9 protein-coding genes are annotated in these 11971 nt (G+C 65.9%); 3 read left to right on the top strand and 6 right to left on the bottom strand.

The features are described 5' to 3' along the window. Positions 1-134: 134 nt before the first annotated feature. The 6 genes from pheS to GF399_06815 form a co-directional block, all read right to left on the bottom strand. Positions 135-1142, bottom strand: a complete 1008-nt coding sequence (pheS, locus tag GF399_06840) for a phenylalanine--tRNA ligase subunit alpha (GenBank protein ID MBD3400032.1) — start codon at positions 1140-1142, stop codon at positions 135-137. 173 nt (positions 1143-1315) lie between these two features. Beyond that, positions 1316-1663, bottom strand: coding sequence for a 50S ribosomal protein L20 (rplT, locus tag GF399_06835; protein MBD3400031.1), 348 nt, complete (start codon positions 1661-1663; stop codon positions 1316-1318). 24 nt (positions 1664-1687) lie between these two features. Beyond that, entirely contained in the window at positions 1688-1885 is a 198-nt protein-coding gene (gene rpmI / locus GF399_06830; GenBank protein MBD3400030.1) for a 50S ribosomal protein L35, read from the bottom strand. A 311-nt stretch (positions 1886-2196) separates the two neighbouring features. Further along, positions 2197-2766, bottom strand: coding sequence for a translation initiation factor IF-3 (locus GF399_06825; protein MBD3400029.1), 570 nt, complete (start codon positions 2764-2766; stop codon positions 2197-2199). Between the two features lie 273 nt (positions 2767-3039). Continuing rightward, positions 3040-4989: a threonine--tRNA ligase gene (gene thrS / locus GF399_06820; protein MBD3400028.1), complete on the bottom strand. Its 1950-nt coding sequence runs from the start codon at positions 4987-4989 to the stop codon at positions 3040-3042. A gap of 180 nt (positions 4990-5169) precedes the next feature. Beyond that, entirely contained in the window at positions 5170-5352 is a 183-nt protein-coding gene (locus GF399_06815; GenBank protein MBD3400027.1) for a hypothetical protein, read from the bottom strand. Between the two features lie 81 nt (positions 5353-5433). On the opposite strand from GF399_06815, the gene GF399_06810 reads away from it, so the two are divergent. The 3 genes from GF399_06810 to GF399_06800 all read left to right on the top strand — a co-directional run bounded on the left by GF399_06810 (position 5434) and on the right by GF399_06800 (position 10854). Next, complete coding sequence (locus tag GF399_06810) at positions 5434-7950, top strand: hypothetical protein (GenBank protein ID MBD3400026.1); 2517 nt, start codon at positions 5434-5436, stop codon at positions 7948-7950. Positions 7951-8223: 273 nt separating this feature from the next. Next, a complete protein-coding gene (locus GF399_06805) occupies positions 8224-10059 on the top strand; it encodes a BamA/TamA family outer membrane protein (protein ID MBD3400025.1) in 1836 nt (611 codons plus the stop codon). Between the two features lie 15 nt (positions 10060-10074). After that, positions 10075-10854, top strand: a complete 780-nt coding sequence (locus GF399_06800) for an ATP-binding cassette domain-containing protein (GenBank protein ID MBD3400024.1) — start codon at positions 10075-10077, stop codon at positions 10852-10854. Positions 10855-11971 lie beyond the last annotated feature (1117 nt).

Raw genomic sequence — 11971 nt, 5'->3', positions numbered from 1 at the left:
GTTTTTGCGGAGGCGAACCCGCAGTTGAAGTAGTCGGCGTCGCCGAGATGCAAAAACCGTGCCAGTTCCGGCGGCGTCCGTCGACATTGAGGCGGCGCCGGCTGTTCGCGGGTCTCGCCCGCTGCGTTGGGGTTTTAGAACTGCTCCAGGAAGCGCAGGTCGTTCTCGTAGAACAGGCGGATGTCGTCGATGCCGTAGCGCACCATGGCGATGCGCTCGGGGCCGATGCCGAAGGCGAAGCCGGTCCAGCGTTCGGGGTCGATTCCCAGGGGCTCCATCACTGCGGGGTCGACCATCCCCGAGCCGCCGAGTTCGATCCAACCGCTGCCCGAGCAGGTCGAGCAGCCCGCGCCGCCGCAGGCGGGGCAGGTGGCTTCGATCTCGGCGGAGGGCTCGGTGAAGGGGAAGAAGTGGGGCCGGAAGCGCACGGCGGCGTCCGCTCCGAACAGGCCGCGAGCGAATTCCAGCAGCACGCCTTTGAGGTGGGCGAAGCTGAGGCCCTCGTCGATCCAGAGGCCTTCTATCTGGTGAAAGACGGGGAAGTGACGGGCGTCGGCGGTATCGTTGCGGTAGCAACGTCCGGGAGCGATGATCCGCACGGGGGGTTGTTGTTCCTCGAGGGTGCGGATCTGCACCGGGCTGGTCTCGGTCCGCAGCAGCAGAGGGTAGCCCTTGAGGTAGAGGGTGTCCTTCTCGTCGCGGGCGGGGTGGTCGTCCGGGGTGTTGAGGGCGTCGAAGTTGTGGTACTCGTCCTCGATCAGCGGTCCGTCGGCGGTGGTGAATCCGAGATCGCAGAACAGTTGGACGAGCTCGTCGATGACCTGGTTGACGGGGTGGCGTCGGTTGAATTCGATCCGCCGGCCGGGCAGGGTGTGGTCGAAATCGCGGCGGGTCTTACCCTGGCGCAGCTCGGCGGCCCGGGCGGTCAGGCGGCGCTGGATGTCGTTCTTGATCTCGTTGGCCAGGGCGCCGGCCCGCGGTCGATCCTCCTTGGGCAGGCTACCCAGGCGGCGCAGCTTTTCGGTCAGCAGCCCCTTGCGCCCCAGGTATTCGATGCGCAGATGCTCCAACTCGCCGGGATCACCGATTGCGGCGATGCGCTCGGCGGCTTCGCGCTTGATGGTCTCCAGTTCGTCGAACACGCTAACCCCTCGGGCGGTGTGGTAGGTTGGTCGGGCCGGTCGATCGGTCGCCGTTGCAAGCGAGGGCCCCTGGCGGGCCCTCGTCAAGTGTTAGCCTGAAGGCCGCCGACCCTTGTGTCCAGCGTCCGCTCCCGGCTCGGTCGTCTGGTGGCGTTGCATCCCGCAGAGCGGCTTCAGGAACGGGTCGCTTCGACGATGTGGGTAAAGGCGGCGGGATCGGTGGCGGCCAGTTCGGCCAGCATCTTGCGATCCAGGCTGATGCCCTTGCGGTTTAGATCGTTGATCAAGCGGCTGTACTTGGTGCCGTTGAGGCGGCAGGCGGCGTTGATGCGGCTGATCCACAGCCGGCGGAAGGCGCCCTTGCGCTTGCGGCGGTCGCGGTAGGCGTACTGCAGCGACTTGGTGACGGCGTCCTTGGCGGTGCGGAACAGGCGGCTGCGGCCGTGACGGAAGCCGGCGGCGCGGCGCATGATCTTGCGGCGGCGGCGGCGGCTGGCGACGTTGTTGGTTGCCCGGGGCATACTTGAACTCCTGCTGACTGTCCGTTATCGACCGAGGGCGCGTTTGATGCGCTTGGCGACGCCGGTTTCGGCCACCTTGCTGGCCCGGCGCAGACGGCGCTTGCGGTCGGCGGTCTTCTTGGTCAGGATATGGTTGCACATGGCGTTGTGGCGCATGACCTTGCCGTTGCGGGTCACGCGGAAACGCTTCTTCATCCCCTTGTGGGTTTTCATCTTGGGCACGGTTGCCTCCAAAGCTGATAAAACGAGCCGGGCGTAGGCGGCTGTCGATTCGTCGTTGTCGTCGTCGGTCGCCGTCATTGCCCGTAAGGTGTAACCGGGCCTGCTCGGCTGACGGGCGGCGGGGCTCGACAAACGTCCCGGCGGTGGCCTGGTGTTGCTTTTGCCCGTCGGTGGACACCGCGCCGCGCTTAAATGAAAAGCGTCCGCACCTGCTCTTCACGAGGCGCGGCTGGGGCAGTATACCACAAAGGGGCGCCGGGGTTAAAGGTTTCTTGTCGAGATAATTGAACGAGATAAAGACCGAGCGCTGTTCAACTGTCGTCGTCGCTTGCGGCGTCGCCGGCGGTTTCGTCGTAGAGGTCGTTGGCCGACAGGATCATCGTCATGTTGCGGCCGTCCATATGGGGGCGCTTCTCCACGTCGACGCGCTCGCCGAAGTGTTCGATGATACGCTCCAGGATACCGCGCCCGATGTCGGGGTGGGTCATCTCGCGGCCGCGGAACATAATCGTTACCTTGACCTTGTCGCCGTCACCGAGGAAGCGCTCGATGTGCTTGACCTTGAACTGGTAGTCGTGCTCGCCGGTCTTGGGTCGCAGCTTGATTTCCTTGAGGGTCACCTGGTGCTGCTTCTTGCGGGCTTCCTGCTCGCGCTTGGACTGCTTGTAGCGGTACTTGCCGTAATCCATGATCCGGCAGACCGGCGGCTTGGCCTTGGGGGCCACCTCGACGAGGTCGAGGCCCTTCTTCTTGGCCAGATCGAGGGCGTCCAGGGTGCGCATGATTCCGATCTGGGTCCCTTCCTCATCGACGACGCGGACCTCGCGAACACGGATACGGTCGTTGATGCGGGTTCTGTCTCTCCGGCTACTTCTCTTTATGGTGCACCTCCGCGGGGAATGGTGTACTGGTCAGGTCTCTTCACTGCCGAACGTCGGTGCCGATCCGATGTCGCCCGACACGGGGGACGCCTCGGCGCCCTTGCCGGGCCATTTTTTTCGGACCGTCCTGCAGGTGTCTGTAGTAGACTGAATGTTCGTCGTTGCAAGGTGGATTTATAACATTCAACTACCGGTGTAGTCAAATCCTTGCCTTTTCGAAGGTTAGCGGCGGAACCGCGTTCGGCGGTTCCGCCCGTTGTCGATCCGCAGGAGTCACTCGGTGCTGAAGACGCTCTCCAGGCGGCGCTCGCGGTATTCGAGCAGCAGTTTTTCCCGCAGCTCGTCCCGGGAGACCACGCCAAACTGGCGGCCGCCGTGGCCGCGGAGCTGGACGCTGCCGGCCTCGGCCTCACGACCGCCGACGACGCCGATGTAGGGCACCTTGGCCGTTTCGGCGTTGGCGATCTTGGCTCCCAGCTTGCGGTCGGAGTCGTCGAGTTCGGCGCGCAGGTCGGCCCGGGTCAGATCGTCGACCACGGCGGCGCCGTAGTCGTTGAAGGACTCGGCCACGGGCAGGATGCGGACCTGCTCCGGGGACAGCCAGAGCGGGAAGACGCCGGCGAAGTGCTCGATCAGCACGCCGATGAAGCGCTCGAAGCTGCCCAGGATGGCCCGGTGGACCAACACCACCCGGTGGCGCTCGCCGTCCTCGCCGATGTAGTTGAGGTCGAAGCGCTCGGGCAGGTTGAAGTCGGCCTGGCAGGTCGAGGTCTGCCACTCCCGCCCCAGGGCGTCGGTGACGTGGACGTCGATCTTGGGGCCGTAGAAGGCTCCGCCGCCCTCGTCGACGTCGTAGTCCAGCCCCAGGTGCTCCAGGGCGCCGCGCAGGGCGGTGGTGGCCAGCTCCCAGATCTCTTCGGAGCCCATCGAGTCGGCGGGGCGCGTCGACAGGGTGTAGCGGATGGACAGGCCGAAGACGGCGAAGATGTCGCGGACGAAGCCCAGTACGCCCTCGATCTCGGCGCCCAACTGCTCCGGCGTGCAGAAGATGTGGGCGTCGTCGATGGTGAAGCCGCGTACACGCAGCATGCCGTGGAGCACCCCGGAAAGCTCATTGCGGTAGACGTTGCCGAACTCGTAGATGCGGTAGGGCAGCTCGCGGTAGGAGTGCAGCCCGCTGTCATAGATCAGCACGTGGCCGGGACAGTTCATCGGCTTGACGGCGTAGTCGGCGTCGTCGCCCTCCAAACGGGCGAAGAACATCTTCTCCCGGTAGTGCTCGTAGTGGCCGGAGATGCGCCACAGGTCGGTGCGGAAGACGTGGGGCGTGCGCACCATGCGATAGCCGCGCTCCCGGTACATCCGGTGGGCCAGTTGCTCGATCTCGTGGAACAGCACGGCGCCGGCGGGGTGGTAAAGCACCATTCCGGGACCGTAATCCTCGGCGACGCTGAACAGCTCGAGTTCCTTGCCCAGCTTGCGGTGATCGCGGCGCTTGGCCTCCGCGATGCGCTCCAGGTATTCGTCGAGCTGCTTCTGCTTGGGGAAGGCCGTGCCGTAAATCCGCGACAGCATCGGTCGCTGTTCGTCGCCGCGCCAATAGGCCCCGGCGACGCTGAGCAGCTTGACCACGCCCAGCCGCCCCGTCGACGGCAGGTGGGGGCCGCGGCAGAGGTCGACGAACTCACCGTCACGGTAGAAGCTGACCACGGCGTCCTCGGGCAGCTCGTCGATCAGCTCGACCTTGAGCTCCTCGCCGCGCTCGAGCATCTCGGTCCGGGCGGCCTGGCGGTCGACGACCTCGCGCACCAGGGGCAGATCCTCGTCGATCACCCGGCGCATCTCGTCCTCGATGGCGGCCAGGTCCTCGTCGGTGAAGGGTTTCTCCACCAGGAAGTCGTAGTAGTAGCCCTCGTCGATGGCCGGGCCGATGCCGAAGCGTACCCCGGGGAACAGGCGTTGGACGGCGGTGGCCAGCACGTGGGCCGCGGTGTGCCAGTAGAACTCCCCGCCCCGGGGGTCCTCGAACTTGACCAGCTTGAAGGTATGCTCACCGGTGGGCAGCTCGCGCTCCAGGTCCCAGTACTCGTCGTCGACCAGGGCGCCGACGGCGGCCCCGGCCAGACCGCGGCTGATGCCGCGGGCCACCTCCAGGGGCGTGATCCCGGCGGGGTGCGCCTGCACCGAGCCGTCGGGCAGTCTGAGTTTGACGTCGTTGGACATATGATACTCCTTGAAGACTCAACCGTTATCCCGGTGTCGGGAAACAAGGCGACTAAAAACCCGCGAGCCGGCGGGACGCGGGTTCTTCTTCGGCGATCAGGCTTTCGGCGACGGCGCTCAACGCAGTATAATCCGCCACAGCCTCGGCTCTCTTCCAGCCCTCCGATCGACCCGCCCGGCTCAACTAAAGAAACCGGGCACGGTAGTCAACAGGACACCCAGGAAGAACGCGAGCAGGCCGACCACGGCCACCAGCGGACCGGCGAGCTTGACCCAGCGCCGCGCCGAAACCTGCGCACGCCAGAAGCCGCCGACCAGCAGGGCCAGGCCCAGTATCGCAATTCCCAGGTATCCCGGGGCCACCTCGAGCCTCCATCGGTTGTTGCTTGTCGCTTGTGCTAGAATATAGGCGACTTTTCGCGACTTGTCAAGCTTCGACGGCCGGTGAAGGCCGACGGAGCGCCGTCCGCGCAAACGAACCTGCTCGATCAGCCCCGGAGTGCAATCCTGCGCAAGGGACCGCTGACAGCCCTCTGCCTCGCACCGACGGCCATCGCCGCCGCGACCGGCGTCACCGTCGAGGCCCGTGTCGACGACGACTGGGTTCTGCACGCTACCGCCGAGATCGTCTATCTCAACGAGACCGACGCGCCGCTGGAGCGTCTGGTGCTGGCCCTGCCGGCCAACGCCGACGCCGATCCGGCCCGACGCCGCCTGATCGACGAGCTGGAGCTCTACGCCGATAACGAGCGCGGTCGCTACAGCTTCGCCGCACCGGCGCTGATCGAGGCGCTGAGCGTCGAAGACTGCGCCGTGTCCGGCTGGTCCCTTGAGGGCGTCCGCCTCGAGGTTCCCCTCGGGGAGCCGCTGCCGCCCGGCCGGTATCTGAGCCTGAGCATCGATTGGCTTCAGCCCGTGCCCGAGTACCGTCATCACCGGGGCCGCACCGGGGAGGTCTGCCTGCTGGCGGGCTGGTGCCCCAGGCCGGTCCCGCCGGGCTACGACCCCGGCCCGCCCTGGGCCCCGACGCCGACGCCGACGGTGCGCTACGACGTCGAGTTGATCCCACCGCCGGGCTGGAGCGTCGTCGGCCACCCACCGCGGGGAGAAAACCGCCGCGACGCCGAGGTCGTACTGCTGCCCGAGGAGCGGCTGGACGACGTCGAGACCGAGGTCTGGGCCGGCGGCGGTGTCTACCTGATCGATCTGACCGGCCGGGCCGCCGCCGACCACGCCTGGGTCGCCGCCATCCACGATTACCTCGACGAACTGCTGGGTCCCGGCGAGCCGCCCCGGATCGTCCTCTCCTGCGAGCTGCCCGTGGCCGGCGACGAGGCCTGGGAGCGCGTCGTCGTCGTCGGCGACGGCAACCGCCCCTGGCTCTGGCGCTACAACCATCTCGTCCTGGCCGAGCAAGCGGCCCGTCGCCGCCTGCGACCCTATCTCGACGACCCCGTCCTGATCGACGGCCTGGCCCGTTGGGCCGCCCGGCGTACCCTCAACGAACTCCTCGGCCCGCGCACCGACCTGCTGCCCTACCGCTGGCCGGCCGAGCAGTTCGGCGTCTATCAGGAGCGCTGGACCGCCGACGTGCTCTACGGTTACGGGCTCTACGGCCGTGAGACAGCCGAACCCCTCGCGTCGCCCACGCCGGAACTCTACAACGCCGCCGCCGCCGATCGCACCGCCAGCGCCCTGTTGGATTGGGAAGAACGCCACGGCGCCGAGCCCCTGCCCCGCGCCCTGGTCCGCTGGCTCTACGACGGCGCCGGAGACACCGCCGAGCTGCTCGCTCAAGCGGCGGAAGAAAGGTCCCCCACGGCCGCCGCAGAGTTGCGCGCGGCCCTCGAAGGCGAGTCGCCCCGCCATCCGGCCGACGGCTTGCGCTTGCGCCTGCTGCCCGAGCTGTTTCCCCCCGACGCCTGGACCCTTTCCCTGTCACCCTTCGGCTGGCTGGACGAGGACGACACCCTCTCCCTGGGCTGCGCCCTCTGGGGACGGCGCGGCGTCTCCCTGCTGCCGATGCAGCTCTGGGGCAGCCACGACCTGCTGACCGTAATCAACTACAACCTCGAGCACGACGATTACAACTTCCTGCTACAGTACACCACCCCGCTGGCCGCTGCGCCGCTGCGGCCCCGCCTGGGACTGGGATTCTACGCCCGACGCGACGAGGTCGGCGGCAGCGCCCAGCTCGAACTCCAGTGGGGTCCCCGGCCGCCCCGGGCCCCCGTCAGCGAGCTGACCCTGGGACTCAACTACGCCTGGCTGCGACCCTTCGCCTCCTACTACCCCAACGGACTTGCCGGGGACGACGGCCGGCAACTCTCCGCCTACGCCCGCTACTACCTCAACGGTCGCGGCCCCGTCGGCGGTCCCCAGTTCCTGGCCCAGCTCGAGTACGCCCGCGATCCCCTGCCCGAGCTCGCGCCCACTCACCCACCCTTCGACTACTGGCGCCTGCTGCTGGTCAACCTGCTCGAATACCGCTTGAGCGCCTGGCTGTGGACCCGGCTGCGCTGCAGCGTCGGCCAGATCTTCGGCAACGCCCCCGCCCAACGTCAATTCGAGCTGACCGAGGACAACGTCGAGCCCCAATACCACCTGCTGCGCCTGCCCCAGGCCCTCGAGATGCGCGGCTACAACGACCTCGACGTCTACGGTGACGGTGCCGTCTGCCTGAGCGCCGAACTCGACTTCCCTATCGCTCTGGGCTTCGAGGCCGGCCTGTTCTTCGATTACGGCGACGGCGGCACGACCCTGGACGAGCTGCTGGCCGACTTCGACAACTGGCGGGCCTCCTGCGGACCCCTGCTGCGCTGGCGCATCGCCGGGGCCAGCCTCGAAGCCCACTTCCCCCTGTGGATTAACCGGCCCTACGACGAAACCGAACGCCTCGAGGACCCCGAGCTGCCCAACTGGGACCTGCGCATCGACCTCGATGCCTCGCTGAGCTTCTAACCGACCGCGCCGGGGAGACCTTAAACAGCCCGTGCCCGGCGTGTCGCACCGGCTACGACTCTGGCGCCGCCGGAACCGGCACGGTTTTTGCATCTCGGCGCCCGTCGGAGCGGCGGCGACGGTTCGCCTCCGCAAAAACCGTGCCGGTTCCGGCGGCGGGCGTTCCTGAGCCATCGAGGAATCGACAAAGGTCTCCCCGGCGACGGCGCCTAATCCGCTCTACGCTGAGCGGAGAATCACAACGGTACACCTCAACCCCACCCCACCGGTCTTGTGAAACCACTCTTGCTTACCCTTGTTCTGGCGCTGAGCCTTTCCGTCGCGGCCGAGGAGGACTATCAGCCCGAGGAGATCGTCAGGGTCGCCTTCCGCGGCAACGAGTACCTGGCCGACGGCACCCTCAAGGCCAACTTGGGTGTCCGCGCGGGCCAGTATCTTTCCGAGCGGCGGCTGGAGCGCGGCCGCGAACGCCTCGAAGAGCTGTACCGCGACAACGGCTTCAGCGACGCCGTCGTCGAGGTTTACACGGAGCGGCGCTTTGGTTTGCGTGGCGGTCTGATCGTCTACGCCGAGGTCGACGAGGGCTCGCCCAGCCGGGTCGGTGAGGTGACCGTCGAGCACCACGACAAGCTCGACGACGCCCTGGTCCGCGAGTCCGTGGCTTACGAAACCGGCGACGTCTGGACCCTGGCCTACACCGACACCCTGGAGGCTAGATTGCGCAGCCTCTACGCCGACTACGGCTACATCTATGCCGCCGTCGAGGTCCAAACCGAGGTCCAGGGCCGCCTGGTCGATATGCACTTCAGCGTCGACGAGGGCCGGCGCGTCCGCTTGGGTGGGATCGAGATCGTCGGCCACCGGCCGATCCTGGAGCGCGTCGTCCGCCGGGAGATCGTTTGCGAGGTCGGCGACTGGCTATCGATGGGCGAGGTCTTCACCAGTCAGCGCAACATCTACGCCACCGGGGTGTTCGACAACGTCAACCACCGCCTGGTCGGGCGCGAAGAGGGCGCGACGGAGGTGGTGCTGCGCTTCGAGCTCGAGCCCGACGAGACCAACTGGCTGGCCTTCCTCGTCGGTTACGAGTATTCCCAGGCGGCGGGGTCCGGCGCCCGCTTCGAGATCACCTGGGGCGACGACAATCTCTTCGGCAATCTCCAGCATCTGGAGGTCGGCGCCGCCTTCCTCTACGACTTTGCCAACACCCAGTTCGAGCGCGAGCTTTACCAGGCCGCCTACCGCGAGCCCTGGTTGCTCAGCGTGCGCAACCTGGCCGGCAAGTTGCGCCTGTATTACGAGCGCGAGCGCCTGGAAAGCTACAAGGTCGACAGCTTCGGCGCCAACTTGGGGCTGGAGTGGCTGTTCGCGGAGAACTACACCCTCTCGCCCGGGGCGCGCTTCGAGCGGGCCAACCTGTGGGAGGTCTCCGACGACGCCCCGGAGGACTTGGCCGATCAGCGGGGCTTCCGCAACACCACGGCCCTCAACACCCAGTTCATCACCGACCTGCGCGACGACGCCTTCCTGCCCCGGCGCGGTTTCTATAGCAATTCCTTCGTCGAGTACGCCGGTGGTATCCTCGGCGGCGACAACGATTTTTACAAGCTGACCCAGGAGTTGACCTACTACCGGCCCTTCGGGGACAGCGTCCGTTTGGCGCTGCACGCCTACGGCGGTCTCTGTCTGCCCCACGCCGATTCGACCAGTGTGCCGATCTACGAGCGCTTCTTCCTCGGCGGCGCCTACTCCCTGCGCGGTTTCCCGGAAAAGAGCGTCGGCCCGCGCGACACCGCCGACGCCGCCGTCGGCGGCGAGGTCAGCCTGCTGGCCAACGCCGAGCTGCGGATCGACTTTTCCGACAGCGATTTTTCCCTCGGCCTGTTCGTCGACGGCGGGATGGTCTGGCCGGATCCGGACCTCGTCGACCTGGGCGACCTGGCCGTCGGTTACGGTTTCGGCGTGCGTTATCTGACGGCCATCGGCCCGGTGCGCCTGGACCTGGGTTTCGTCGGCGCGCCGGGTCGCGGCTACGCCGCTGGTGAGCGTGGTGTGCTCGATTACGGCGACAACTGGGAGCTGCACCTGGCCCTGGGACACATCTTCTAAACGCCGAGGGCGACGATGAGTCAAACGCTGCTCGAGTTACACGGGATCAGCGTCGGCTACCCCGGCGGCGCCGACGTCCTGCGTGAACTGAGCTTTCGAGTCGCCGCCGGTGAGCTGGCGGCCCTCGTCGGTCCCAACGGCGCGGGCAAGACCACGGTCCTGGCCGCGGCCTGCGGCTATCTGGAGCCCCGGGCTGGTACCGTCTTGCTCGGCGGATTGCCGGTGTCAACGTTGAAGTCCCGGGAGCGCGCCCGGCGGGTGGCCTGGCTGACCCAACTACTGCCCAAGGCCGTCGGCTACACCGTCCGCGAAGCCGTCCTGTTGGGACGCTACGCCCATCGCCCCGGTCTGGGCCCCTGGAGCGCGGCGGACGACAACGCCGCCGCTGAGGCCCTGCGCTGCGTCGGCGTCGCCGGTCTGGCCGGGCGCCGCATCGACGAGCTCTCCGGCGGCGAGCGCCAGCGCGTCTTCCTGGCTCAGGCCCTCTGTCAGCGGGCGGAATTGCTGCTGCTGGACGAACCGACCAACCACCTCGACCCCGCCAACACCGCCGCCCTGCTGGCTACCCTCGCCGAGCTGCGCGCCGCCGGTCGGGGTATCCTGCTGGTGACCCACGAGCTGAACCTGGCCGCCCGTCACGCCGACCGACTGCTGTTCCTGAACGAGGGACGGCTGGCCCTCGAGGGTCCGCCCGGCGAGGTCGTCACCCCGGCCAACCTGCGCCGGGTTTACGGCGTGGCGCCCCGCGTGATCATCGACGAGACCGACGGCCGTCCCCAGGTGCTGTCGCTGTAGCTGCAACCGTAACTCATTGATATCAGGGCCGAACGATTGTTCGGCCCTGTTTGTAGTGTCCCAGAAGTCAGCGGACAGTCCCAGCCTTGGTGAATCAACCGCGGCTCTGAAAGCCAAGACTGCGACAGTACGAGAAAGCCTGTGTTGTTCGTTTTGGGCGGCTTCACCTGGTGTTGCTGGTGCATGAAAGCTGTCGGATCATCACTCACAGAGCGGGTTGAACGTGTCTAGTTCGTCTTTACGTTAGGGATCATCACGGGAGAAGAACATCAGCTGTTGCAGTTGGGTTCTTCCAGCGGCGTGAACGGGTCGGTCATCCCGCCACCGATCGAGGCGGGCAATGTGTCGGGGAAGAGCTGGTCGCCGGAGCGGCACGGCAACCGTCCCGGCTGCAACAACCGTTACCACTACCGCCGCGCCGACGGGCGCATAAGTGAGATAGCCCGTTTGTTCCGGCTCGGCGTCCCGATCGTCCGAGCCGCCGGGGGGTTGGGCAGCCGGCGCGCTACGGCTTATCGCTACTGTAAGCCAATCCGCCGGCGCCGCACCGCCGCTCGCCAGGCCGAGCTCGACCCGACCAGCTACACCGATAAGCCGATAGTCGGCGGCCCATAAGAAACTGTCGTTCAACGGTTTTGATCATAGGCGCGATAAATACGACAAGACCCTGGTAGTTTGCCGGCGACGGCTTACAGCCGACCATGGCGGCTTCAAGCGCAACTACCGACTCTTGATCACTGAAAGATCGTTCAGCTTCAACCATCGTGACGCCGAAAACCCGCTAAACTACCTCAGGAGCATACTTCACGCTTGTTCATAATTAGGTGATAATCCTTCAATTTTTTAGCTAACGCAGTTTTATTGCTCGGCAACACAGTCATTCTACTGGCCGCCGATCAGGGTGCATTATCAACTTTTATCAATTCCAACAGTTGGACACTTTATCTAGTACCAGCATTAATGTTAGTAGCATATTTTATAATTAAACTTCGTAATAGAAAACAAAAGGAATCAATCTGTAAATTGAGCATGGAATCGATACGTCAAATTTTAGGCGATGAAAAAACTATTCGAGCATCCTTTTTTGAACCATATATCTTTGGATTCATCAAAACAG

It is taken from the genome of Candidatus Coatesbacteria bacterium (assembly GCA_014728225.1).
Lineage (GTDB): Bacteria > RBG-13-66-14 > RBG-13-66-14 > RBG-13-66-14 > RBG-13-66-14 > WJLX01.
The sequence above is the reverse complement of the archived record's forward strand: the minus strand, read 5'-3'. Positions and strand labels throughout refer to the sequence as shown.

Excerpts from the sequence above, each read along its gene's own strand:
- rplT (MBD3400031.1), bottom strand. The coding sequence starts at position 1,663 with ATGCCCCGGGCAACCAACAACGTCGCCAGCCGCCGCCGCCGCCGCAAG.
- thrS (MBD3400028.1), bottom strand. The coding sequence starts at position 4,989 with ATGTCCAACGACGTCAAACTCAGACTGCCCGACGGCTCGGTGCAGGCG.
- GF399_06800 (MBD3400024.1), top strand. The coding sequence starts at position 10,075 with ATGAGTCAAACGCTGCTCGAGTTACACGGGATCAGCGTCGGCTACCCC.